Source organism: Mesobacillus boroniphilus JCM 21738 (genome assembly GCF_000517385.1).
GTDB classification, from domain to species: Bacteria; Bacillota; Bacilli; order Bacillales; family Cytobacillaceae; genus Mesobacillus; species Mesobacillus boroniphilus.
Genome location: NZ_BAUW01000003.1, coordinates 81,789 through 105,033 on the forward strand (window position 1 = coordinate 81,789; position 23,245 = coordinate 105,033).

23 protein-coding genes, 4 pseudogenes and 1 riboswitch are annotated in these 23,245 nt (G+C 43.9%); of the genes and pseudogenes, 13 read left to right on the top strand and 14 right to left on the bottom strand.

Going from position 1 to position 23,245, the window contains the following annotated elements:
- Position 1 precedes the first annotated feature (1 nt).
- Together JCM21738_RS02085 and buk are read left to right on the top strand one after the other, a co-directional pair.
- Entirely contained in the window at positions 2-835 is an 834-nt protein-coding gene (locus tag JCM21738_RS02085) for a phosphate acyltransferase (protein ID WP_052019538.1), read from the top strand.
- A 103-nt stretch (positions 836-938) separates the two neighbouring features.
- The gene (gene buk / locus JCM21738_RS02090; RefSeq protein ID WP_023625648.1) at positions 939-1,997 is read left to right on the top strand and encodes a butyrate kinase; all 1,059 of its coding nucleotides are present in this window, start codon (positions 939-941) and stop codon (positions 1,995-1,997) included.
- Positions 1,998-2,273: 276 nt separating this feature from the next.
- Here buk and JCM21738_RS02095 read toward each other — a convergent pair whose 3' ends face one another.
- From JCM21738_RS02095 to pepT, 7 genes and pseudogenes are all read right to left on the bottom strand, one after another.
- Positions 2,274-3,212: a ketopantoate reductase family protein gene (locus tag JCM21738_RS02095; protein ID WP_023625647.1), complete on the bottom strand. Its 939-nt coding sequence runs from the start codon at positions 3,210-3,212 to the stop codon at positions 2,274-2,276.
- Between the two features lie 69 nt (positions 3,213-3,281).
- Positions 3,282-3,434 carry a hypothetical protein gene (locus JCM21738_RS24675; protein WP_023625646.1) on the bottom strand — a complete coding sequence of 51 codons (153 nt, stop codon included), beginning with the start codon at positions 3,432-3,434 and terminating at the stop codon, positions 3,282-3,284.
- Between the two features lie 2 nt (positions 3,435-3,436).
- Positions 3,437-4,887, bottom strand: a pseudogene (locus tag JCM21738_RS02100) (carbon starvation CstA family protein).
- Between the two features lie 160 nt (positions 4,888-5,047).
- Positions 5,048-5,778 (bottom strand): annotated as a pseudogene (locus JCM21738_RS02105) (LytR/AlgR family response regulator transcription factor).
- Positions 5,747-7,514, bottom strand: a pseudogene (locus JCM21738_RS02110) (LytS/YhcK type 5TM receptor domain-containing protein). The pseudogenes JCM21738_RS02105 and JCM21738_RS02110 overlap by 32 nt, the downstream one beginning before the upstream one ends.
- Positions 7,515-7,825: 311 nt before the next feature.
- Positions 7,826-8,689, bottom strand: a complete 864-nt coding sequence (liaG, locus tag JCM21738_RS02115; protein ID WP_023625642.1) for a LiaG family protein — start codon at positions 8,687-8,689, stop codon at positions 7,826-7,828.
- A 176-nt stretch (positions 8,690-8,865) separates the two neighbouring features.
- A complete protein-coding gene (gene pepT, locus JCM21738_RS02120; RefSeq protein WP_023625641.1) occupies positions 8,866-10,098 on the bottom strand; it encodes a peptidase T in 1,233 nt (410 codons plus the stop codon).
- A gap of 123 nt (positions 10,099-10,221) precedes the next feature.
- On the opposite strand from pepT, the gene JCM21738_RS27835 reads away from it, so the two are divergent.
- The 8 genes and pseudogenes from JCM21738_RS27835 to JCM21738_RS25070 all read left to right on the top strand — a co-directional run bounded on the left by JCM21738_RS27835 (position 10,222) and on the right by JCM21738_RS25070 (position 14,259).
- Positions 10,222-10,362 carry a DUF3951 domain-containing protein gene (locus JCM21738_RS27835; RefSeq protein ID WP_023625640.1) on the top strand — a complete coding sequence of 47 codons (141 nt, stop codon included), beginning with the start codon at positions 10,222-10,224 and terminating at the stop codon, positions 10,360-10,362.
- Positions 10,352-10,507, top strand: a complete 156-nt coding sequence (locus JCM21738_RS24680; protein ID WP_023625639.1) for a hypothetical protein — start codon at positions 10,352-10,354, stop codon at positions 10,505-10,507. The genes JCM21738_RS27835 and JCM21738_RS24680 overlap by 11 nt, the downstream gene beginning before the upstream one ends.
- A gap of 67 nt (positions 10,508-10,574) precedes the next feature.
- Positions 10,575-10,684: riboswitch (TPP riboswitch) on the top strand.
- Between the two features lie 73 nt (positions 10,685-10,757).
- Positions 10,758-11,573, top strand: a complete 816-nt coding sequence (gene thiM, locus JCM21738_RS02125) for a hydroxyethylthiazole kinase (RefSeq protein ID WP_023625638.1) — start codon at positions 10,758-10,760, stop codon at positions 11,571-11,573.
- Positions 11,569-12,392: pseudogene (gene thiD, locus JCM21738_RS02130) on the top strand (bifunctional hydroxymethylpyrimidine kinase/phosphomethylpyrimidine kinase). The gene thiM and the pseudogene thiD overlap by 5 nt, the downstream one beginning before the upstream one ends.
- Positions 12,380-13,042: a thiamine phosphate synthase gene (gene thiE, locus JCM21738_RS02135; protein ID WP_023625636.1), complete on the top strand. Its 663-nt coding sequence runs from the start codon at positions 12,380-12,382 to the stop codon at positions 13,040-13,042. The pseudogene thiD and the gene thiE overlap by 13 nt, the downstream one beginning before the upstream one ends.
- A complete protein-coding gene (gene thiW, locus JCM21738_RS02140; protein ID WP_023625635.1) occupies positions 13,039-13,542 on the top strand; it encodes an energy coupling factor transporter S component ThiW in 504 nt (167 codons plus the stop codon). Before thiE ends, thiW begins: the two co-directional genes overlap by 4 nt.
- A gap of 103 nt (positions 13,543-13,645) precedes the next feature.
- Complete coding sequence (locus tag JCM21738_RS25065) at positions 13,646-13,909, top strand: exonuclease domain-containing protein (RefSeq protein ID WP_243462850.1); 264 nt, start codon at positions 13,646-13,648, stop codon at positions 13,907-13,909.
- Positions 13,910-13,980: 71 nt separating this feature from the next.
- Entirely contained in the window at positions 13,981-14,259 is a 279-nt protein-coding gene (locus tag JCM21738_RS25070) for a hypothetical protein (RefSeq protein ID WP_369385596.1), read from the top strand.
- A gap of 38 nt (positions 14,260-14,297) precedes the next feature.
- Here JCM21738_RS25070 and trhA read toward each other — a convergent pair whose 3' ends face one another.
- Entirely contained in the window at positions 14,298-14,945 is a 648-nt protein-coding gene (gene trhA / locus JCM21738_RS02150) for a PAQR family membrane homeostasis protein TrhA (protein WP_023625633.1), read from the bottom strand.
- A gap of 129 nt (positions 14,946-15,074) precedes the next feature.
- Between trhA and JCM21738_RS02155 the strand changes: the two genes are divergently transcribed.
- Together JCM21738_RS02155 and JCM21738_RS02160 are read left to right on the top strand one after the other, a co-directional pair.
- Positions 15,075-15,659, top strand: coding sequence for a DUF1836 domain-containing protein (locus JCM21738_RS02155; RefSeq protein WP_023625632.1), 585 nt, complete (start codon positions 15,075-15,077; stop codon positions 15,657-15,659).
- 6 nt (positions 15,660-15,665) lie between these two features.
- Positions 15,666-15,896, top strand: coding sequence for an excisionase family DNA-binding protein (locus tag JCM21738_RS02160; protein ID WP_023625631.1), 231 nt, complete (start codon positions 15,666-15,668; stop codon positions 15,894-15,896).
- A gap of 32 nt (positions 15,897-15,928) precedes the next feature.
- On the opposite strand, the gene JCM21738_RS02165 is transcribed toward JCM21738_RS02160, so the two are convergent.
- The 4 genes from JCM21738_RS02165 to JCM21738_RS02175 form a co-directional block, all read right to left on the bottom strand.
- Positions 15,929-17,590 carry a PAS domain-containing sensor histidine kinase gene (locus JCM21738_RS02165; protein ID WP_023625630.1) on the bottom strand — a complete coding sequence of 554 codons (1,662 nt, stop codon included), beginning with the start codon at positions 17,588-17,590 and terminating at the stop codon, positions 15,929-15,931.
- A gap of 114 nt (positions 17,591-17,704) precedes the next feature.
- Positions 17,705-17,860: a hypothetical protein gene (locus JCM21738_RS24105; protein ID WP_156315495.1), complete on the bottom strand. Its 156-nt coding sequence runs from the start codon at positions 17,858-17,860 to the stop codon at positions 17,705-17,707.
- A gap of 54 nt (positions 17,861-17,914) precedes the next feature.
- Positions 17,915-18,289, bottom strand: a complete 375-nt coding sequence (locus JCM21738_RS02170; RefSeq protein WP_023625629.1) for a hypothetical protein — start codon at positions 18,287-18,289, stop codon at positions 17,915-17,917.
- A 175-nt stretch (positions 18,290-18,464) separates the two neighbouring features.
- Positions 18,465-19,409: a Gfo/Idh/MocA family protein gene (locus JCM21738_RS02175; RefSeq protein ID WP_023625628.1), complete on the bottom strand. Its 945-nt coding sequence runs from the start codon at positions 19,407-19,409 to the stop codon at positions 18,465-18,467.
- 296 nt (positions 19,410-19,705) lie between these two features.
- On the opposite strand from JCM21738_RS02175, the gene JCM21738_RS02180 reads away from it, so the two are divergent.
- Complete coding sequence (locus JCM21738_RS02180; protein ID WP_034331206.1) at positions 19,706-22,066, top strand: immune inhibitor A domain-containing protein; 2,361 nt, start codon at positions 19,706-19,708, stop codon at positions 22,064-22,066.
- A 53-nt stretch (positions 22,067-22,119) separates the two neighbouring features.
- On the opposite strand, the gene JCM21738_RS02185 is transcribed toward JCM21738_RS02180, so the two are convergent.
- Both JCM21738_RS02185 and JCM21738_RS02190 read right to left on the bottom strand, forming a co-directional pair.
- Positions 22,120-22,470, bottom strand: a complete 351-nt coding sequence (locus JCM21738_RS02185; protein ID WP_023625626.1) for a hypothetical protein — start codon at positions 22,468-22,470, stop codon at positions 22,120-22,122.
- A gap of 81 nt (positions 22,471-22,551) precedes the next feature.
- Entirely contained in the window at positions 22,552-23,061 is a 510-nt protein-coding gene (locus JCM21738_RS02190) for a GNAT family N-acetyltransferase (RefSeq protein ID WP_369385597.1), read from the bottom strand.
- Positions 23,062-23,245: the final 184 nt, after the last annotated feature.

Here is a 23,245-nt window from a genome sequence, read left to right on the forward strand (position 1 = left end):
CATGCGCTATAAAAGCTTTAAAGATGTCATTGATGTTGCGAGAACAAGACCGCCTGTAAAAATGAGCGTCGCGGCAGCACATGATTTGGATGTGCTTCAAGCTGTGAAAGGGGCAGTAGAACTTGGAATCATTGAGCCGTACCTTGTCGGCGACCCGCGAAAAATCTTTGAGATGGCAAGGGAACTCGACTTTTCTGTTGAGGAATATCCTGTTTATCCGGCCTATACTGAAAATGAAAATGCATTTATAGCTGCCAAACTGGCAAGCGATGCTCAAGTGCAGGCAATCATGAAAGGATTTGTGAATAGCACTCCATTTTTAAAAGGGGTTCTCCATAAGGATCTTAACTTAAAAACTGGCTCTGTTATCAGCCATATCTCCGTGTTCGACATCCCGGGTGCAGATCAGCTTATTAGTATGAGTGATGGCGGTATTAATATAGCACCGAATTTTCAGCAGAAGAAGAAAATCATCCTGAATGCGGTACAGTTCCTGGACGGAATTGGAGTGGACCGTCCGCGCGTAGCGATTTTAGCAGCGAATGAACGAGTCAGCGAGAAGATGCCGGTGACCGTGGAAGCTGACCATCTGGCCATGCTGATTAAAAATGAATATAGTCAGCCTATATTAATAGAAGGACCGCTTCCGCTGGACCTAGCCATCAGCAGAGAATCTCTTGTGCATAAAGGATTGGATAGCGAGCTGGAGGGAGCGGCGGATTTACTGATTGTCCCTACAATTGAGGCAGGAAACTTCCTTGGCAAAGCGATCACGTATTTTGCGAAGGGAACGATGGCGGGAATCGTCTTGGTGCGAAGGTACCGCTTGTCTTAAACTCCAGGTCAGATACAGCAGAGGCAAAATTGGCTTCGATCGCACTGGCCGTCGTTGCGGCATCCAATACGACAGTCAGCGTCTGACAGATAGGAGAGGTAAAATGAAAATCTTAGCGATAAATCCAGGGTCCACTTCTACCAAGCTAGCAGTTTACGAAGATGAAAAATTACTTTTTGAAGAAACGATTCGTCATGCTGATGCTGAAATCATGAAGCTTCCGGACCTAGCCGATCAGCTGCCGTACAGATTAGAGTCAATAATGGATGCTTTAAGATTGAAGAGTTTCAATTCTATAGAGCTTGACGCGGTCGTCGGCCGTGGTGGAATGCTAAAGCCAATGGATAGTGGGACGTATATTGTTGATGCCCATCTGCTAGATGATGCAAGTTCAGGAAAATATGGAAATCATGCATCGAACCTGGGATCCATTATTGCAGCGGAAATTGCTGGAACTCACCAAATACCTGCCTATATCGTTGACCCTGTCTGTGTGGATGAACTGATACCGGAAGCCAGGATATCCGGCCTCGCTGATATCGAAAGGAAAAGCCATGTCCACGCTCTCAATATCAAGGCAGTTTCTCGTGAGATTGCAGTCGAAATTGGGAAGGACTTGGTTGATTCAAGCTTTGTTGTTGCACATCTCGGGGGAGGCATTTCGGTTGCAGCACTGAGGAATGGCAGGATCGTTGATGTCAATAATGCCGAAAATGAGGGGCCGTTCGCTCCTGAGAGGGCAGGCGGGCTTCCTGCAAAACAGCTTGTCCAGCTTTGTTTTTCAGGAAAATATACGGAAAAAGAATTGCTTCAGCGAATGACAAAGCAGGGTGGGATTTATTCTTATCTTGGCACTAAGAATGTCATAGAAGTCGAGCAGCTCGTACTGAAGGGGAACCCGGAAGCTGCTAATATTTTGAATGCAATGGTACATCAAATAGGAAAAGAGATTGGCGCGATGGCCACGGTACTGGGAGGGAAGATTGACGGAATCATCCTTACCGGGGGAATAGCCCATTCAGAACTGATTGTAGGTTTGATTCAGGAGAAAATCAGTTTTCTGGGTAAAGTTTTCGTCCTGCCTGGTGAAGCAGAAGTGGAAGCCCTGGCTGCAGGTGCTTTTAGAGTGATGAAAGGGCAGGAAGAAGCGAAAATCTATTAAAAAATGCCTGAGTTTATGTGTTTTGCAAGGACACATAATGGCTCAGGCATTTTTTTTGACTAGAATAAAGGAGTTATTCACAAAAATAGCATTTTAATCGCAAAAAACCAGGATTTATTCACAATTAAATAGAGTTATTGACATTTTATTCACAATTAAATAGAGTTATTGACATTTTATTCGCAAATAAATAAAGTTTTTCGCGAAAACTAATAGTTTATTCGCAAATAAACAAATTTATTCGCAAAAAACACTCTTTTATTCGCAAACTGGAAATTATCGCAGATTTTTTCCAGCAGCAAGTCCACTTTCATAGATTTTTACATTACCATAAATGGCAGATAGAATCGGCGCCGTCAAACCCGACTGCTCCGCATTCTCCAGCAAGTAGCCAAATAGGTGGTCCCCTTCTGTCAGCAGTGACTTTTCCATATCGCGCTGGAGGGAGGATTTCATTCCATGGCCAATTTCCTTTATCCTCGCCAAGGTATTCGCCGCAGCTCCTGATGCCAGCGGCGCGCCAATTTTCTCCATGATTGCCGCTGCTTCATGCACCAGGCGTTCGATTGTTTTCCAGCCATGCTCCTGTTCGCGAATAGGGCCGATTGGCGAACAGAACAAGGAGGTGATGCCGCTCATTGAAGTGATGAATAAGTACTTGTGCCACATCTCTTGCTCGATTTTTTCAGAAAGGGTGAAGCTTGCTTTCGTTCCGATAAATGCTTCTTCCAGCTGTAAAATTCGTTCAGTTTTTTCGCCATTTCGTTCACCGAAGATTAAATCATGGATGGGGCTGGTTTGAACGATTTTTTCATCCAGAGCCAGGGTTGTCTCGATAAAGCATAAGCCTCCAATTACCTTTTCAGCCCCGAATGCTTCTGTCAATATATCAAGATGCGAAATTCCGTTCAATAATGGCAGGACCATCGTCTCGTCTCCAACATAAGGCTGGATGCTCTCAATCGCGCCATCCAGATGATAGGACTTTGTGGAAACAAGAACTGCGTCATATGGTTCTACATTTTCTCCTGTCAAAATTGTCTTAGGCTCCGGAAAATGCATATCTCCATGAATGCTTTCCACCACCAATCCATTCTCACGGAGCTGCTGCTGGCGCTTCTCGCGGACCAAAAACGTGACATCTTCTCCTTTTTCCAACAGGCGGCCGCCGAAGTAACCGCCAATTGCTCCTGCGCCCACAATCAGTATTTTCATTTTCATCAACCTCCTTGACTATGTAAAAGTGCACGCCTGGAATCAAGCGTGCACGATCCTTGCTTATTATTATACGAGAAAGGCTGCCAGCAGCCCTCCTGCAGAAATGAGAACAATGATGATTTTTGCGAGAAGGGGAAGCTGCTCTTTCCCTTTGTCATTAACTTGTGCTTCCTTCTCATTGACCGATTTGCGGTAATTCGGACTGCAGCATCCGCTCATCGTTACGCCACCTTGTTATAGTTGGAGATATCTTCCTCAAGCGGGATGTTTTTAGTCCGTGCTTTTTTAGCAGCGTTGAAGAAAATAACCGTGATGGCAACTGTTACAATTAACGCTCCGATATTGGATACAGTCAGCGACTGCCCAAACCCGATTGGGGCATTAAGGATATACGAAGTCGTAGCTGCTGTCATGAACATGCCAGGAATCACGGCGATCCAGTAGTTCTTCTTGGCGATGAACAGGTACATTGCACCAACCAAAGTGCGATAACCGCTGTTGATTGGTTAGCCCATGAGAAGTATCTCCAGAGAAGCGTGAAATCAATTTTTGTCAAAGCGAAAGAGATAACGAATAATGGCAGCGCGATCCAAAGACGGCTAGTGAATTTCTTCTGTGAATAGTTGATGTAATCAGCAATAATCATACGTGCGCTTCGGAATGCAGTATCACCAGAAGTGATTGGAAGTACGATTACACCAAGTACTGCAAGAGTTCCGCCAATTGCGCCAAGCATCGCTGTTGAAGCTTCACTTACGATTGCGGCTGGTCCGCCGTTCGCAAGCATGTCGTTCAAGCCGTTGTAGCCGTCGAACAGGCTCATTGCCGCAGCAGCCCAGATCATTGCGATGATACCTTCAGCAATCATCATGCCGTAGAAAATCTTGCGTCCTTGCTTTTCATTTTGCGTTGTACGAGAAATGATCGGTGTTTGTGTTGCATGGAAACCTGACAGCGCGCCGCAAGAAATTGTTAAGAACAACAGCGGGAAAATCGCTGCGCCGCCTGGGTGGAAATTCGTTAATGATAATTCAGGAATCGGTGCACCAGTAATGACAAGCATCGCGCCTACTCCGATTGCACTGATCAACAGCAATGCGCCGAAGATTGGGTAGAAGCGGCCAATGATTTTATCAACAGGAAGCAGCGTCGCTAAAATGTAGTAAATAAAGATTGCCCCGATAATAAGGCCCATTGTTACTTTTCCGTCCATCAGATTGTGAAGCAAGCCAGCTGGAGCTGTTACGAAAACGGTTCCAACTAATAGCAAAAGAAGAATTGCGAATGCATTAACCACATGCTTCATGAATTTGCCGAGGAATTTTCCCGCAAGTTCAGGAAGGTGTGCGCCTCGGTTACGGATTGAAATCATCCCTGTTAAGTAGTCATGGACAGCACCAGCGAAAATAGCGCCAAGAACGATCCAAATGAAAGCAACCGGTCCATAAAGAGCTCCCATGATCGGCCCGAAAATAGGTCCGACACCAGCGATATTAAGAAGCTGGATCAAAGAGTTTTTTGCTGTGGACATTGGCACATAGTCAACGTCATCCTTATGTGTATAAGCCGGAGTGGAACGACCCTCGTTAACACCGAAAACCTTTTCTACAAATTTGCCATACGTAAAATAACCAATAATTAAAAGTGCGATACCAGCTAGAAAGGTATACATATGAAACCTCCTCAAAGAATAATGTATGCGTTTTCATTAAGTATAATAGAGAAGGATGAATTATGGCTGTTTTGTGAACAAGATGCAGGAAAATGAGCCTGAAGCGCAAAAAATGTCGATTTAAATGCAAAAAAGCATCATTAAGATGCTTTGTAAAAATTCATAATTCCAGCTTGGACCTCAGTGCTTTTACATAATTCCGGCTGACTGACAGCATTTCATTCCGGCCTTCGATTTCCAGTTGATAGGCCCCGTTGAACCATGGGGTAAGGCGGGTAATATAATCGAGATTCACAATATAGCTTTTATGAATACGGAAGAAAGAGTATGCCGTCAGCCTCGTTTCAAGATCCTTCAAAGGAATTCTTGTTTCGTATTCCCTTGCTATCGTGACAATTTTTGAATATTTTTCTTCTCTCGATATGTACAGGATATCCTTTGGGTCCAGGTAAAAGATTTCTCCGTCCCCTTCAACGGCAAGCTTGCCAGTTTGCTTGCCTGATTCGAGTTCAGCAGGCTGGAGGAAATGCTTTTCAATCCGGAGCACCGTCTCCCTCAGCTGATTCTCGTCATAGGGTTTCAACAAGTAATCAACTGCCTCATATCTGAAAGCTTCGGCAGCAAATTGTGGATAGGCTGTTGCGAACACAATCAGCGGTGTTTTTTTTAACTCCATCAGCGCTTTCGCGGCTTCCATGCCATTCATTTTCGGCATTTCAACATCAAGGAAGACAACATCCGGATGGAGCTGCAAGGCTTTCATGACCGCAGCTTCACCTGATTCAGCTTCTCCGACAACTGGATGGAAGGGAAGGATTGCAATAAGTGCTTCAGCTCATCCCTGCTGTATAATTCATCATCAACGATTAGAGTACGTATCATCTTGTCCATCTATAATTCCTCCGCTTGTGGAATCGAAAAGGAAATCTCTGTGCCTCTTCCAGGCTCGCTATCAATCCTCAGTGAGGAATCTTCCCCAAAATTCATCGTAAGTCTTCTGTTCACATTGAAAAGTGCGATTCCGCTGCCTGTTTCAGAATCAATTATCTGTTTACCTAACTGTTGGCTCCGTTCTTTGCTCATTCCCTGCCCGTTATCTCTCACCGTAACATTAGTGCTTTTATCGGCTTTATGAATCTCTATATGAATCTGGCAGTCATGATCCATATTCTTGATCCCATGTTTTACGGCGTTCTCTACAATTGGCTGCAGAGTCAGCGGCGGGATTTTTACAGGCAAAGCGTCCACCTCAATATCATAGGTAACCTTCAGTTTTTCCACAAATCGTGCCTCTTCAATAGATAGATAGGCTTTGACATGGGCCAATTCCTGCTCAAGCGTTGTCATAGATACGGTTGTCGCGGTCAGGTTCTGACGCAGGAAATGCGAGAGAGAGACAAGCAGCTTCCTGGCTTTTGCAGGATCAATCCTTATTAGAGAAGTGATAACATTCATTGTATTGAAAAGGAAATGAGGGCTGATTTGTGCCTGCAGTGCTTTAACCTCCGCTTCCTTGGCAAGCTGATAGGCCTTTTCAGCTTCTGCGATTTCAAGCTGGTTGCTGAGCAGGTTGCTGAGGCCGGAGATCAGCTCAATGACGACATTGGTGATTTCCTTTTCCGATTTAAAATAAAACTTCAGTGTGCCAATCGTTTCTTCACGCAGTTTCAAGGGGGCAATCACCGCAGCGCCAAGAGGGCAGCTATCCTCGCGGCAGTGAATCGTTTCATCATTGGCAACGACAAGCTTGCCGCTTTTCAGAACATCTTTCGTAATCTGCGTCTGGATAGGACTTGTTGAGCGATGATGGTCATCACCAAGGCCGACATGTGCCAGAATTTCTGATTGGTTTGTGATTGCGACCGCACTAGTCTGAACTTCCTTATGCAGAATCTCGCAGACCGACCGTGCTGAATCGGGATTGATGCCCTTGCGCAAGTATGCGAGCGTCTGATCGGCAATCCGCAGTGTTTTTTGCGCAAGCATCGCACCAGTCTTTTCTTCTTCGGAAACAACATTCTTGATCACCATCAAAAATAAAGCAGACCCAAGTCCATTTGCGATAATCATTGGAACACCGATAATTTCGACAAGTGTTTGCGCCTGTTCATAAGGCTTGGCAATCAAAAGGATGATCAGCATCTGTACCGTTTCGGCGATTGCCCCAACAAGGAATGCTGTCCTCAGATTGACATTATTTTTCTTCTTCTGAAAGCGGCCAGCGATGATTCCGGCCACGATTGCCGCAAGTCCACAGGCAAGAGCGGTGAAGCCGCCGAGCGTGAAACGATGCAGACCCGCAATAAGCCCCGCGCCAATGCCGACCTTATAGCCGCCAAGCATACCGGCAATCACAATCCCGATGACACGGGAATTGGCAATCGCTTCATCCGATGCCAGGTCGCAGTCCAGGGATCGAACTGGAGTGAATCAGTTGAGAAGCTCATGCCGGAATATGTACCGATGATCCCGAAAAAACCAAAGAATACAATTGCGAAATATTGCTGTCGCCGATTCAGGGAATCATGGTAAATCAACCCCCGGAAGAAGCGGAACCTCGTTAAAATGAAAGCAATCGTCACAATGATGCCAAGCCGTTCCAGCATCGTAATGAGTAATTCGAACATAAGCGTACTCCTCAGGAAGTGTTTGCATTCATTTTAAATTAAGAATCAGGAAAAACAAAGATAATAAGCACGATTTGCTGCAAAGAGGCTGTATTTAGGCTGATAATCCTTAGATGAGTGTTAAAAAAAATTTATTATAGCGAAAATCTTAATTTTATAGCGAAAATCTCAATTTAATAGCGAAAATAACTTTTTCATAGCGAATTGGAAATTTTCCGTACTTTTTTCCAGTTCAATATATTCATGGCGAAGTTCATTTGCGTTACTACAATATAAAATGGCGAACCGGGAAAACCAGGTCGCCATTTATTTTAAAAGATTTCAATATCGCCGCTTGATACATCAGCGTTGATTTCGTATTTCCCGCTTCCGTGTTTGCCGCGGAGGTGGTTATCGGATTCTTCTTGGTTTTCAAGCGAGAATTGACTCGATATGCCACCGCTGCTTATTTTTCCGTTCAACGTAAAATTAGCATCATCTGGCAAATCCAGCTCGATATCGCCTGAACTTACATTTAAGTTCACATCATCAGTCAATGAATCCATCTGGATTTCGAGCTCACCCGATGACACATCTGCCTCAAGCTTGCCAGAATAGTTTTTGACATGGACGCTTCCAGAGCTGACTTCAAATGAACCAGACCCCGCAGCAATTGAGTTGAATTCAGCTTCTCCTGATGAACTTTGGTGTTCAAGTGTCTCAACATCCAGGTTTTCCAAAACCATGCTGCCAGATCCGATATCAATCGCAAGATTCTTAAGCTTCATCGGAGAATCACTGGAATGCCCTTTGAATACTACATCGCCAGAACCAAGCTCGATTGCCATGTTCTTTTCATAGTCTTCAGGAATATAAACTGTGAGCGTTGTTTTGTCCATTTCAAACCAGTTGAACCAGAAGAAGCCTTTGCGTTTGACCTCAACTAGTATCTCATCGCCATGCATATCAACTTTTACCGTACCTTTGCCATTCAGCTCGGCACGAACATCATCCCGGTCTTCTGGCACGATCATCGTCTCGACACTGGAGATATCAATCGAGATATTTTCTGTTTGATTGCTCACCTTCACTGCGTCTTCCGCCTTGGCAAAGTTAACTCCACTGCCATCAAACATATAATTCCAACCAATATAAGCCCCTGTAATCAACAGGAAAATAACCAAAATCCGTTTCATTTAAAAAACTCCTCTCAATCTCATTCTATATTCAGAATAAGGCAAACCATTCTTATTCCCAATGCACCTCCGATTTAAATCTGGATAGGACCTGAGGCGGATTTTGAGTTAAGTCGCTCATGAAAAAAAGCCAGATTCCGTTCACAGTCTGGAATCTGGCTTCTTGTTGTTATTTGTTAAGCTTTCGCTTCATAAAGTTTCGCAATCTCTACAATGGTTTCAACGGATTTAAGCATATTATCCACTGATATATATTCAAACCTTCCATGGAAATTCTCACCGCCTGTAAAAATATTCGGTGTCGGCAGTCCCATATAGCTCAGCTGCGAGCCATCTGTGCCGCCGCGGATTGGTTTGACGATCGGCTTGATGCCGAGGTTTTCCATCGCCTCGTAAGCGATGTCGACAATTTGTTTTACCGGCTCGATTTTATCCTTCATGTTGTAGTACTGATCGTTCATTTCAAGCTCAACACGGGTCTCGCCGTATGTCAGCCTCAATTCATTGGTGATCTTCTGCATTAAATCCTTCCTCGACTGGAAGCTGTTACGGTCGAAGTCACGGATGATATAGTGAAGTGTCGTTTCCTCAACATCACCTTCAATGGAGCTGAGGTGGAAAAAGCCTTCATATCCTTCCGTATGCTCAGGTGCTTCTTCAGCTGGAAGCTTGCTGTTGAACTCCATCGCACTCTTCGCTGAGTTCACCATTTTTCCTTTTGCCGTGCCAGGGTGAACGTTTTTACCTTTAAAGGTCACCTTGGCGCTTGCTGCGTTAAAGCTTTCATACTCCAGTTCGCCAAGCGGTCCGCCGTCAACAGTATAAGCAAATTTCGCATTGAATGCTTCAACGTCGAACTTATGCGGTCCTCTGCCAATTTCCTCATCTGGTGTGAACGCGACACGGATTTTACCATGTTTGATTTCCGGGTGCTGGATCAAATAAGCCATTGCCGTCATGATTTCAGCAATTCCAGCCTTGTTATCCGCGCCAAGAAGAGTCGTGCCATCGGTCGTAATCAATGTGTGGCCTTTATACTGGGGAAGCTCAGGAAAATCGGCCGGAGAAAGAATGATATTTTGTTCCTCATTAAGGATAATCTGGTTGCCGTCGAAGTTTTCCACAACCTGTGGATTGACATTTTTGCCGGTAAAATCAGTTGCTGTATCGACGTGTGCAAGGAAGCCAATAGTTGGGACTTCTTTATCGGTATTGGCAGGAAGTGTCGCCATCACATAGCCGTTCCCGTCAATCGTCACTTCTTCCATTCCAATCGTTTTTAACTCCTCAACAAGCATGTTGGCAAGGGTAAGCTGGCCTTCTGTGGATGGAGTGGTTTCACTGCTTTCATTAGACTGTGTGTCCACTTTTACATATGATGTGAATCTTTCAATGATCTCGTTCTTCATTTCCTTTCAACTCCCATTCCTATGTATATTTTCATATTAGCATAGAACATCAGAAACGCCATTTTAAAGGAATTTCAAAATTCAATTTTTAAGGTATAATGGTAAAAAGGAGGCTGGGTAATTATGGGATATATATTAACCGCCATTGTTCTATCTGTCGTGTTTTATTCAATTTATAAAATAATCACATCCGGAAAATTGCCTAGCAACAACTATACTCCATTTGATGATATTACTGAGGGGAAAAAAACTAATGATGATTGATGTTGGCGTAATTATTGTTCTGATTCTGTCGCTCTGGTTCATTACGATCACACTGCAAAAATTGGCTGACAGAATCATGGAAAAACAGGAGAAGCAATATGAGCTGCTCAAAGAAATTAAAGATTTGCTAAAAAAAGAAAAATAGCAGAATAGGATGTTATTTCTTTACATAAATAATAGTTAAGGTTAGGATGAAAATAATTGAATATTCGATGTACTACTAGGGGTGCCCTGTCACGGGCTGAGAGAAAGACGTTAAGTCTTTTAACCCTTCGGACCTGATCTGGGTAATACCAGCGTAGGAAAGTAGTGTGAGAGATGTTTTCTTACTTTGCTTCTAAGCCAGGTCCACTTATATGGATCTGGCTTTTTTATTTTTTCAAGGAGGTTACAGAATGAAAAAGAAAGAGATTGCTATACTGCTGGACAGAGTCCGCATGGAGAACCCGCTCGTACATAACATCACCAATGTGGTGGTGACCAATTTCACTGCTAATGGATTGCTGGCTCTGGGGGCTTCCCCGGTAATGGCCTATGCTCAAGAGGAAGTTGCCGAAATGGCGAGGATGGCGGGAAGTCTTGTCCTCAATATTGGAACGCTGAGACACGAGGTAGTTGAGTCGATGCTGATAGCCGGCAAGGCGGCGAACGAGCATGGAGTACCGGTTATCCTGGACCCGGTGGGTGCGGGCGCGACCCAGTATCGCACCGAAACAGCAAGAAGGCTAATGGAAGAATTGGAGATTGCCATTATTAGAGGGAATGCATCCGAGATTGCCAATGTTGCCGGGGAGCATTGGAGTATACGTGGAGTAGATGCAGGTGAATCAAATGGGGATGTGTTCGAGCTTGCTGTATCGGCCGCGAAAAAATTGAAGACGGTTGTTGTCCTCACTGGTAAAGACGACATTATTACAGACGGACATACTGCATTTATTGTCCACAATGGACACCCAATGCTAACAAAAGTGACAGGCACCGGCTGTTTGCTGACTTCCGTAATCGGCGCCTTCACTGCTGTTGAAAAAAATACGCTTAAGGCCGCAGCAGCTGCAGTAACCATTTATGGAGTGGCGGCGGAAATTGCTGCTGATATTTGTGCTAATCAGGGTCCGGGAAGATTTCAAATAGAATTTTTAAACCAGCTCTACCTAATTGGTGGAAACGATCTGATTGAGAAAATGTCTTTTACTCAAAAGGAGGTCGATTGATATGGAAAAAGCTTTAACAATTGCGGGCTCGGACAGCGGCGGCGGTGCTGGCATCCAGGCGGATTTAAAAACCTTTCAGGAACTGAAAGTGTTCGGGATGTCTGCGCTGACTGCTGTAACGGCGCAAAATACGCTTGGGGTCCAGGGAGTCTTTCCGATGGAGGCAGAGGTGGTCGCTGAGCAAATTCAATCTGTCGGAGAAGATATAGGGGTGGATGCTTTGAAAACTGGAATGCTTTTCAACGCAGAAATCATTGAGACTGTTGCTGAAAAAATAAAGCGTTTCGCCTGGGATAAGGTGGTTGTCGATCCGGTCATGATTGCGAAAGGAGGGGCTCCATTGCTCCAGCAGGAAGCTGTTTCGGCTTTGAAAAATCATTTGCTGCCGCTTTGCTTCGTGATCACACCGAATATACCCGAAGCAGAAGTGCTGACAAGGATGACGATTCACAGTCCAGATGACAAAAAGGAAGCAGCCAGACGCATCCATGCCCTTGGAGCAAAAAACATCGTCATAAAAGGAGGTCATGATGTAAATACAAATGAGGCTGTTGATCTCCTTTTTAATGGTGCAGACTTTGAGTTCTTCTCTGTTCCGAGAATTGAAACGAAGAATACTCACGGAACTGGCTGCACTTTTTCCGCTGCGATCACTGCACAGCTTGCAAAGGTTTATCTGTATATGACGCGATATCTGTAGCGAAGGAGTTCATCCATGCCGCCATCGCAAACCCGCTGAATATTGGCCACGGCCACGGCCCAACAAACCACTGGGCTTTTAACAGGGAGAAAGGAAGTATTGCGACATGGCAAAGATAAGTCCTGGTAAAATGAGAAGCTTGCTTAAGGTGTATTTTATCGCCGGCAGCACGAATTGCCTGGAGGATCCCCGAGTAGTGCTGGAAGAGGCGATTCGCGGAGGAATCACTCTTTTTCAGTATCGTGAAAAAGGAGAAGGTTGTCTTGATGATCACGAAAAGCTGGAGCTGGGCAAAAGGCTGCAAAGAATCTGCAGGGATAACGGCATACCGTTTATTGTGAACGATGATATCGAACTGGCACTAGAGCTCAATGCGGACGGCGTCCATATTGGCCAGGAGGATGAGGATGCATCACTGGTTCGCGAACAAATCGGCGATAAAATTCTTGGAGTATCTGTACACTCTCTAAAAGAAGCTGAAAAGGCAAAGCTTGCAGGTGCTGATTATTTTGGCGTTGGCCCGATTTTTCCAACAGAAACAAAGAAGGATACAAGAGATGTTCGGGGAACTGCACTTATCGAGGAGTTAAAAGATTTTGAGGTTCCGATTGTCGGTATCGGAGGAATTACCGCTGAGAACGCTTCGCTCGTGATGGAAGCTGGAGCCGATGGAGTTTCCGTGATTACGGCGATCAGCCAAGCAGATGACGTCAGGGAAGCAGCCGCAAAATTGAGAGGCAAAATTATTCACAAATGGAGGGTAAAATGAGAAACACACAAAAGCTTACACTTACTGCGATGATGGTAGCCATCGGTACATTGACCAGCCATATGTTGTTTATCCCGCTTGGTATTGTGAAGGTGTTTCCTGTGCAGCATTTAATCAATATATTGTCTGCCGTGCTGCTTGGACCATATTACGCGATAGCCCAGGCTTTTGGCGTATCACTGCTGAGGAATTTGATGGGGACTGGTTCAGTCTTTGCTTTTCCGGGGAGCATGATTGGTGCACTCCTGGCTGCATATTTTTATAAAAAAACGAAGAAAATGGGTTTCGCTTTTGCCGGAGAGGTAGTTGGCACCGGAATCATCGGTGCAATTGCCAGCTATCCAATCGCAGTACTTTTTCTTGGCCAGGAGGCAGCTGTATTCGGATTCATTCCCGCATTCCTTGCAAGCTCACTGGCTGGGGCGACATTAGGCTTTGTTCTTTTGAAAATTTTTCTGAAGAATGCTGGTAGAAGTATTGAGATGACTAGCAAGCTTTGATTTGGAAATAGTTTCTTACGTATGTCTTTAGCTGGAAATGGGTGAATTCCTGCTATATGATAAATGATAGAATCATATATTCCAGCTGAAAAGGGTGACATTTTTGAACAAAGAGAACAAGCTTGGATTGGTAGTGGACGTAGAGACAACTGGATTAGGTCCGGATTCAGATGAAATAATAGAATTGGCTGTGAAGCTATTTTCCTTTCATGAGGAATCAGGAGAAATAATAGACATTCTTGATGAAGATTCTTATTTAAGAGAGCCGCTGTCGACAACTGCGCAGAGAAATTATGACAGAGCGTACCGGATTCATGGGATTTCTTATGATCTGGTTCGTGGGAAGACATTTTACGATGAAAAATAATCGATTATTTCAATCGCACCGATGCGATCTTTGCCCATAATGCCTCGTTCGACAGAAGCTTTTTATTCAGGATGTATCCAGAAGTCAACGAGATGAAATGGTATTGCACGATGAAGAATGTTCAATGGAAGAACCACGGCTTCCCGAACAGCAAGCTGCTGACATTACTGCAGGCTCATAACATTTCGAAATTCCAGACGCACCGGGCGATGGATGACATTACATATTTGACGGAGTTGCTAAAACAGCAAAATCCAAATGGTGATTATTATTTGAAGGAAGTATTGGATTATGGTCCGATGCGGAAGTACCAGCCTGCGCAAAAACAAAGAAGAAGAATGTTTTATTAAAAATGGTGCCTCGTTTTGACGAGGCACCATTTGGATTTTTAAAGAACATACAAGTAAACGCTCAGGAAATGGGAAAGGCTCCCGAGCATGATGAAAATGTGGAAAATCTCATGGAAACCGAGATGCTTGAAGCGAAGGAAATCAGGCTTCAACGCATAAATGACGCCGCCGATTGTGTACATGATTCCCCCAGCAACCAGCCAGAAGATTCCGGCAGGGTTTAGGACGGATGAGAGGGGAGAGACGACAAAAATAACCATCCAGCCCATGACAATATAAATAGATGTAGACAGCCATCTTGGACTTCTGAACCAAATCATCTTAAAGAGGATTCCGCACAAAGCAGCGAAAGTAATGATGCCGAACAAAGTCCAGCCAGTGACTCCATTGAGGCTGATCAGGCAAAAAGGCGTATAGGTTCCGGCAATCAAAACAAAAATCATGGAATGGTCAATTTTTCTAAGGAAGGCGATCACGCTATCTTTGCTGATGACCATATGGTAGGTGGCCGAAGCCGTATACAGCAAGATCATGCTGATGCCAAAAATCGTGACAGAAGTAATAGCCAGCGGTGAGCCTGTGGTAAGCGAAGCTTTGATGACGAGTGCAAGCAGACCTGCAAAGGATAGTAAAGCACCGGCAAGATGGGTCAGGCCATTAATTGGTTCGCGGATGTAACTGTTCATTTTTTACCCCCATATCACTTTATGTAGTGTTAATAACTACTTATAATAATATATGCATAACGATACATAGTCAATGTTTACGATTGTGTTTTTTGCATTATAATAAAATAAAAACATGAGGGATTACTATTGAATAATTTAGAACAGTCGCTGGCTGAGCTTAAACTTGAAAATAATATCGCACTGGAAGACATCCCGGAAATCGACCTGTACATGGACCAGGTAATCCAGCTATTCGAAAAGAATTTTGGAAGCTGGACACGGAATGAGGATGAAAAAGTCCTGACGAAAACGATGATCAACAACTACGCAAAGGGCAAGTTGTTCTTTCCCATAAAAAATAAAAAGTATTCCAGGGAGCACATGATTCTGATCAGTTTGATTTATCAGCTGAAAGGCGGTTTGTCGATCCAGGATATCAAGCAGACTCTCGAAGGGGTTAACCAGAAGACAGAGTCGGGGGATATTCCACTTGGCCATTTTTATCAAAGTTATTTAAAGCTTTATGAAAAAAACGTTGAAATCTTCAGCGAGGATGTTCTGAAGACCGAGCAAGATGTTAGACAGGAAGTGAAGAGGCTGGAAGCAGATGAACCAGAGGAACTCGAAACGGTATTATTGATTGCTTCACTCATTAATATAAGTAATTTTTACAGAAGGACAGCAGAAAAGCTGGTTGACAGGCTTGGTGCTGAAAATAAGAAAAAGGACTGAACCAAGGTGTATTTAACAGTAAAAGAAGCAGCAGAATACTTATCGATCCCGGAATCGAAAGTAGAAAAGATGATTTTTCAACGGAAAATAAGGGCCATTCACGATGGCGACGATTATTTGATATACAAAGATCAATTCAACACGCATATGAAACAGATGGAGAAATATAAAACACTTGTTGAAGAAATCATGAATGAACCGGTGCCCGAGGATATCGATATTAAAGATGAGGATTAAAAAAACGCGAAAGGACTGATCCTTTCGCGTTTTTAGTTCACAGATGTTTCGACTCTTTTCATTTTATCCGCGTGCTTGATTGGCAATTGAACGATTACGTCTGTACCTTTATCAGGCTCACTTCTAAACTTGATTGTGCCATTATGGGATTGGACAATTTTAAAGCTGACAGTCATTCCGAGTCCGGTACCTTTTTCTTTGGAAGAATAAAAAGGTTCACCAATTCTTTCGAGCAGCTCTTTTGATATCCCTACACCCTGGTCCTTAACCACAACTGTAACATTGTTATCAAAGCTCTCGAGTGTGATGTTGACGGCATCCCCCGCTGAAGATGCTTCAATTGCATTCTTTAAAATGTTGATGAACAACTGCTTCAGCTGATTCGGCTCGCATTCAATCATGACAGGCTCACTTTGTACCTGGAACTCGATTTGGATATTATACAGGCTCGCTTCTGATTTTAAAAGCGAGATGACATCATGTAAAATAACCTGCAAATCTGCTTCTGTGTATTTAATTTGCTGCGGCTTGGCCAATAATAACAATTCGCTGACGATATGGTTAATCCTGTTCAGTTCATCAATCATGATCTGGTAGTATAGCTGATGCTTCTCATCCTCCATCTGCAATAGCTGGACAAGTCCCTTTAAAGAGGTAAGCGGATTGCGGATTTCGTGGGCGACGCTCGCTGACAGCTCACCGACTACAGACAGCTTGTCCGTTCTTCGCAAACGCTCCTCAGTTTGGCGAAGCTCCGTAACGTCCCTGGAGTTGCAGATTATTCCCGCAATTTTATCATTCACAATAATCGGCAGGGAAGTGCTCTGGAAAATGAGTGGCTTACCGTTTTTATGCTGTAACTCCAGTTCAAACATTTGTGGGCAGTGATTTTCCACCACATTTGCAACCTTATCTAAAACAATCTGCCTGTGGGAATCCGGAATTAAAGCTGCCAGGTTTTTTCCGATATACTCGTCCCTGCTATAACCAGTGATTCTCTCAAACTGTGGATTAAGATTTGTGATCGTCCCATTCAAGTCGAGCATCGAAACAATATCAGGACTATACTCAAATAATGAACGGTATTGCTGCCTGCTCTCTTCAAGAAGAGTTTCAACGTATTTGCGTTCAGTAATATCCCGGCCCATTATGACAAGACCTTGCCGGCTGCCGTCCTCATTGAAAAGCGGCACTTTAATTGTATCAAACGTCTTGGTAGTTCCGTCCGGCTGTGGAAGCACTTCCTCGACACGGATGATTCCGCCTGCTTTCCATGCTTCTTCATCGGAAATCTCACAATACCTCAAGGCATCGCTGAAATAATTGCTGTATTCCGCAAGCTCAGAGTCTTTCTTTCCTCTATAGTCAACGTTTTCAATATCAAACAGTTTCAAACCAAAATTATTGGCCTGAATCCATCGGCCTTCTCCATCCTTGAAGTTGACGAAATCGACCATTGAATTGATCAGCGTGGACAGCCGCGCTTCTTCTTCTTTTGACGCACTCAATTCCTCCATCTTCGAGATGAAAAAATAGAAAAACCATCCTGCCAACAAAACATAAAGGACTTCCTTAGTATGTTCGATAATGGCAACGAATTCTGAAGGAGCGTATAATTTCAGCAGGTAATTTGTTCCGAAAATCCAGGTAATGCTAAGTATGAAAAAGGTCAGGACATATTGCTTTTTTTTCATCTTTTGACTCCTAAAGTAAGCATTCAGCTCACGCAATTTAAATAAGTGTTACTTTTCTATAGTAGCACAATTCATCCAACTAAAATTAAGATTATTTTTAATTTATCTTCTCTTTTATTTGGAAAAATATACAAAGGACCGAATCGGATTCGGTCCTGTTTTGTTACCAGATAAGAAAGTATAAATCTTCACTTCGAGAATTGTCTGGCTCCAGCGCCTAGCCCCTCGAGTCGCTTCGGTCCTGCCAATGAAGTCAAAGAACGACTTCACTGTCAGGCCCTCCAGCGCTTGTCGGGGCTAAACAAGGCGCTTGCGCTTTTCTTATTAGAAATCTCCATCGGAGGCTTGGAATGAAAAATTCAAACGGTTTTCAACTGTCCGGAGTCTTTGGTTCAATCGATTTAAACGGCGCGTGTGTCGCTCGTCGTTTTGATTTAAGCGGGTAACCTCATTATTAAGCCGTCCAATTTCCCTGTTAAGCCTTGCAATCTCCCTGTTTTGCCGGCCAATCTCTTTATTCTGTCTATCCAGCTCTGTTTTTTGAACCTGGATTTGCCGTTCAAGCTGACTGACTCTTCGTTCAAGAGCCGGCTGCCTTGCGTGATCAAGTGGTTCCTGCTGTTGCGCGTAATAGTTGAAATCATAATGAGTATAGGGGTCAAATTGATGCGGACTGTAAGCATAGTGATTCGGATACATATGGGCACACTCCTTAGTTTTAGCCTGGGAATAAAATTCTCTATAAAATATGTAGGTGAATGCGGAGAGTGATGGGCTACTGCCTAAAAGAGGAAAAAACTGGTGAACTGGACTATTTTTGCTGAATGAATGTCACGCAATCGTAACTAAAAAAAAGAGCGCATATCCTGCGCTCTCAACCTTTCCTGAGTTGCTCCAATATACCCTGTGCCTCATAACCGGCGGCGAAATCAATGATTGTCGCTTCTTCACCTTTGATCGCTTTTACAAGATTATCAACCAATGAATCTGTCAGGCTCTCGTCGGCTTCCAAAGGACCAATCTCCTCACCAAGCTTGCACCCTTCAAGCTGTCCCCAGTTTAAAAGTGATAAAGTTCCTTCGTCACCATAGGCTGTGAAGGCAATTTCCTCCTTGCCGGCAATCTGGCTCATGCCATCAATCAGTACAAGAGTACCGTCCGATAGCTCCAGAATAGCCAGAATCGCATTTTCACTAGCGTGCGGGTCTTCAGGGAATTGAATTTGAACATCCTTCACCTCTACCGGTCCGAAAATCTTTTGCAGCTGCTGGATGAAATGGACCCCAACCTCAAGAACATAACCACCCTGTTCCTTGCTCGCAACCCACGCATTCTGCTGCCATGGGCGCGGCCATTGTGGGAAATGCATCTTCAATTGGACTCTTCTCAGCTTGCCAACATAGTTTTCCTTGATTAATTTTTCAAAAGTCTTGCTGCCAGCACTGTAGTTCAGCGGAAAGTTCATCGCATGTACCACACCTGCATCCTGCGCCTGTTTCAATAGACTTTTAGCTTCCTCTACCGAGTTTGCCAGCGGCTTTTCACACAAAATATGTATTCCTTTCACGAGGACATCTGATGCAACAGCAAGGTGGAACTTAGGGGGAACAGCGACATAGACAAGATCTAATTGCGTCTTCTCAAGCATTTTCTGATGATTCGTGAATGCCGGAATCCCGCCAAGTTCGGCTGCCGTTTCATACGCTCGTGATTCCATTGCGTCACACACAGCCGCGATTTCCATCTCTGGGTGTTCTTGAAAACCTTTTATCAGACGCTGGCCAATTGCACCCAGGCCAATCACTCCTACCTTTATCATAGGGAACCTCCAAGTTTAATAGTTCTTTCCTTCCATTATACAAATTATTGTACAAATTAAATAGTTTAGTAGGTCTAAATTTTAATATGTCGAAATATAGTACTTTCCAAGGGGGATTTTAGTGGTATTTGGAAAATACATACGAATTTAATTGAATGATTTGATAATTTAAAATATTGTAAATTTAAAGTTTACTTGCTAAAATAATATTGCACTAAATATTCTGAAATCTATTCAAGGAGAGGGGTAGGAATTTGAAGAAAAATTTAGGTCTTAAGGTCCTATCAAGCATTACGATGACCGCAATGCTTGCGAGCACGCTATCATTCGCGTCTGCTGGACCAGCTAAAGTCAATGCAGTAGAAAAAGCAAGTTATCAGGCCCATGGAGGAGCACCGATCGATTTAGGCATCGCTAACGATGAGAGATTGATAGAAATGCTGAAGAAAGAAGGAAAGATTGCCAAGGATGCATCACCGTCAGTTGCAGAGAAAGCATTGCAGAAGTACTTGCAGAACAGAGCATCGGGCTCATCTAAGGAGCCTGGTGAGCTTCATGGACATGAGAAGGAATTAGGCAGTTCCCTAAAGGAAAAGCTGAACACAACCGGCCTGGTTAACGGTAAAGGGAATAAAGTTGGGCAAACAAAAGGGACAAGCGTTGATCCGGTAAAGGAAGAAGCCTGGGATGGCAGTCAGCGAAAAGATAATGTTCTTGTACTATTAATTGAATATCCAGATTTCCCTGCGACAAATATCCAGCCTGGCGAAACGGATATGTTTTATGATGAATACTTAAAAGAACACTATACGGATATGATTTTCGGTGACAACGGTTATAAAGGACCAAAAGGAGAGAATTTAATCTCTGTAAAGCAATACTATGAACAGCAATCCGGCGGCAGCTATTCCATTCAGGGCCAGGTGGCTGGATGGTACAAAGCAAAGAATCCTGCTGCATACTATGGCGGCAATAATGCATCAGATAACGATTCAAAACCACGCAGTTTAGTCTATGAAGCATTACTGGCAGCTGCTCAGGATCCAGAAGTCAATCTCCTGGATTATGATAAAGAAGACCGCTATGACCTTGATGGCGACGGTAACTACCGTGAACCAGATGGTTTGATCGACCATTTGATGGTCGTCCACTCTTCAGTGGGTGAGGAAGCAGGCGGCGGATCTCTTGGAGGAGATGCAATCTGGTCCCACCGCTGGAATCTTGGTGGAGTTGCTTCTATTACTGGATCGCCAACACCTGAAGTGGATTACTGGGGCGTAGGTACTATGTATGCTTACGATTACACAATCGAACCAGCTGATGGCGCTGCAGGTGTATTCGCTCACGAATACGGTCATGACCTTGGACTACCAGACGAATATGACACCATTTACAGCAGCTCTGCAGGTGAGCCTGTTGCATACTGGTCGATCATGTCATCGGGAAGCTGGGCAGGGAAGGTTCCAGGAACAGAACCGACTGGATTCAGTCCATACGCCAGAGAATTCCTGCAAGCATCAATGCCTGGAAGCAACTGGCTGACTGGAACAGCTGTCAATGCGGATGAAGTGACGAAAAAAGGCACTGAAGTATTGCTTGACCAGGCAAACTCCAAAGGAACAAATAACGATGCAGTAAAAGTTGATCTTCCGAATAAGGAAAGAGTCATCAACAAGCCGGCTGCAGGTTCATGGGAGTATTACGGTGGCAATGGCGATGAAATCGATCACCAGATGGTCACTGAAGTGGACTTAACGAACGCTGCCAAAGCTGCGCTCGAGTATGATGCCTGGTATCAAATCGAAGATAATTGGGATTATGCAATGGTTCAGGTTTCCACAGATAATGGAGCTACATGGAAGTCTCTATCAACACCAAATACAGACTCTGACATTGTTTCAGAAGGATATGATGCTATCAAAGAGAACCTTCCTGGGTACACGGGGTCTAGCAATGGCTGGATTCACGAATCAGTGGATTTGAGTGAATATGCTGGCCAAAAAGTCCTGCTTCAATTCCGTTATATGACGGACTGGGGCACAAACATGGATGGCTTCTTTGTTGACAATGTGCAAGTAACTGCTGATGGTGCCGTGCTTGTTAACGATGGTGCTGAGGGTGAATCAACATTTGCCATGCATGGTTTTAAAAAGCACGAAGGCAAAACCTCGACAAAGCATTACTACTTATTGGAGTGGAGATCGCACAATGGTGTTGATGAAGGCTTGAAGAACATTCGCCGTGGTGCAAGTCTGATGACTTATGATTCCGGACTTGTTGTATGGTACGTCGATGAGGCATTCGATAATAACTGGACCGGAGTTCACCCAGGAGACGGATTCCTTGGAGTGGTTGATGCTGATCAGACCATTAATAGATGGAGCGATGGCGCACTTGCTTCTTCTCGTTACCAAGTCCATGATGCAGCGTTCAACCAAGGAAAGTCTGAAAATATGTATCTTGATTATAAGTCAATATTTGGCTCGGTCCTTACAGACAATGCAACACAAAGGACACCGATTTTCGATGATAGCTCTAAGTACACTTCACCAGTCCTGCCTCAAGCTGGACGTAATGTAACATCATATGGCCTGAAATTCCGTGTTCTAGGTTCAAGTGCTGATGGAACAGTTGGTAAAGTATTGATTCATAAGTAAAAAGTGAAAAACGCTGCCGATTTATTAAACGGCAGCGTTTTTTACTTTCTTTACTAGTTAGGATCCGGCTGAAACCCGATTAACTTCGCTTTTTTATCAGCTGTTGGATCTGCATCCGGGAAGGTGATCACAGAGGCGATATAATCCCAGCGCAGGAACATGTGGGTGATGCAGGTTTCTTCAACCTGGTCTTCGGCGGGAATGGCGGTTCCATCTTCTTTCTGGACGGGAGTCCGCTTATAGCAAGGGTTCTCAACCCAAATCCCCATATTCTCCGCATGTACTATTTTTACAAGATACCATTCATCTGGCTGGTAGATTCCCGTAACATCCCCAATCATGCTCTCAGGAAAATTTTTCAGCTTTACCTGTACCTTTTGATTAACATAAGCGTCTAAAAACATGGACAATCTCCTTTCAATAAAAGACTCATCCTTTACCTACTTCCTTTTTCAGCAAAAAATAAACATGAAAAAAAGGCCAATTCAGGCCTTCTCTAAAAATAATACCATCAAATCTTCATCATGATAGGTTCCATTAATCACCATGGCTTTTTTATCTGCTCCATAAGTTTCAAAGCCAAGAGAAGCATACAGTTTTTTCGCTGGCTCATTGCTGGCGTTCACCGTCAGGTAAATCTGCTCTACACTTGTTAACTCAGCCGCCTGTTGAATTGCCTTCTTCATTAAAAGCCTTCCAGTGCCATGACCGCGCTGTGAAGGAGTCACGTACATGGCAAAAATATTCGCACGGTGCTTTAATTTAACTTTGCCTTCAGGAACAAGCGTAACAACTCCAACAAGTTGCCTCTCGTTGAATGCTCCGAAAGTGTATGTGAATTTACTATCTAGCCTTTGCCTGTATTCTTGCTCTTCATAGTACATCTCATCTTCGTAACTCGAGCTGAACGCCACAGGGTTCTTAAGTAATGCTTCATGGCGGAGGGTTCGATAACTTTCAGCATCCCCGCCAATTAATCGTCGAATTTCCATCATGCTCACCTCTGTAAAAATAGTTGCTTTATAAAGTTCTAGATTAACAGCAGATTATCCTTTTAAAAAGAGAATTTGTGATTTGGGCCGAGAGAGGAATTGCAAGGAAACAGCGGTTATTGTGACAGGTTAGGGGGCGAGCGTGGAAAAGCTGTCAAGAAAAAGCCATTATTGTGACAGGTTTAGG

What these genes read in the sequence shown, in the direction of transcription:
- JCM21738_RS02165 (WP_023625630.1), bottom strand. Translation starts at nt 17,590, where the DNA reads ATGAAAAAAAAGCAATATGTCCTGACCTTTTTCATACTTAGCATTACC.
- JCM21738_RS02175 (WP_023625628.1), bottom strand. Translation starts at nt 19,409, where the DNA reads ATGATAAAGGTAGGAGTGATTGGCCTGGGTGCAATTGGCCAGCGTCTG.
- JCM21738_RS02095 (WP_023625647.1), bottom strand. Translation starts at nt 3,212, where the DNA reads ATGAAAATACTGATTGTGGGCGCAGGAGCAATTGGCGGTTACTTCGGC.
- JCM21738_RS24680 (WP_023625639.1), top strand. Translation starts at nt 10,352, where the DNA reads ATGATGATTGATGTTGGCGTAATTATTGTTCTGATTCTGTCGCTCTGG.
- buk (WP_023625648.1), top strand. Translation starts at nt 939, where the DNA reads ATGAAAATCTTAGCGATAAATCCAGGGTCCACTTCTACCAAGCTAGCA.
- JCM21738_RS02180 (WP_034331206.1), top strand. Translation starts at nt 19,706, where the DNA reads ATGACCGCAATGCTTGCGAGCACGCTATCATTCGCGTCTGCTGGACCA.
- trhA (WP_023625633.1), bottom strand. Translation starts at nt 14,945, where the DNA reads ATGAACAGTTACATCCGCGAACCAATTAATGGCCTGACCCATCTTGCC.
- JCM21738_RS24675 (WP_023625646.1), bottom strand. Translation starts at nt 3,434, where the DNA reads ATGAGCGGATGCTGCAGTCCGAATTACCGCAAATCGGTCAATGAGAAG.
- JCM21738_RS25070 (WP_369385596.1), top strand. Translation starts at nt 13,981, where the DNA reads ATGTATCCAGAAGTCAACGAGATGAAATGGTATTGCACGATGAAGAAT.
- thiE (WP_023625636.1), top strand. Translation starts at nt 12,380, where the DNA reads ATGGCAAAGATAAGTCCTGGTAAAATGAGAAGCTTGCTTAAGGTGTAT.
- JCM21738_RS02085 (WP_052019538.1), top strand. Translation starts at nt 2, where the DNA reads ATGCGCTATAAAAGCTTTAAAGATGTCATTGATGTTGCGAGAACAAGA.
- JCM21738_RS27835 (WP_023625640.1), top strand. Translation starts at nt 10,222, where the DNA reads ATGGGATATATATTAACCGCCATTGTTCTATCTGTCGTGTTTTATTCA.
- pepT (WP_023625641.1), bottom strand. Translation starts at nt 10,098, where the DNA reads ATGAAGAACGAGATCATTGAAAGATTCACATCATATGTAAAAGTGGAC.
- liaG (WP_023625642.1), bottom strand. Translation starts at nt 8,689, where the DNA reads ATGAAACGGATTTTGGTTATTTTCCTGTTGATTACAGGGGCTTATATT.
- JCM21738_RS02170 (WP_023625629.1), bottom strand. Translation starts at nt 18,289, where the DNA reads ATGTATCCGAATCACTATGCTTACAGTCCGCATCAATTTGACCCCTAT.
- JCM21738_RS02185 (WP_023625626.1), bottom strand. Translation starts at nt 22,470, where the DNA reads ATGTTTTTAGACGCTTATGTTAATCAAAAGGTACAGGTAAAGCTGAAA.
- thiM (WP_023625638.1), top strand. Translation starts at nt 10,758, where the DNA reads ATGAAAAAGAAAGAGATTGCTATACTGCTGGACAGAGTCCGCATGGAG.
- JCM21738_RS02190 (WP_369385597.1), bottom strand. Translation starts at nt 23,061, where the DNA reads ATGATGGAAATTCGACGATTAATTGGCGGGGATGCTGAAAGTTATCGA.
- thiW (WP_023625635.1), top strand. Translation starts at nt 13,039, where the DNA reads ATGAGAAACACACAAAAGCTTACACTTACTGCGATGATGGTAGCCATC.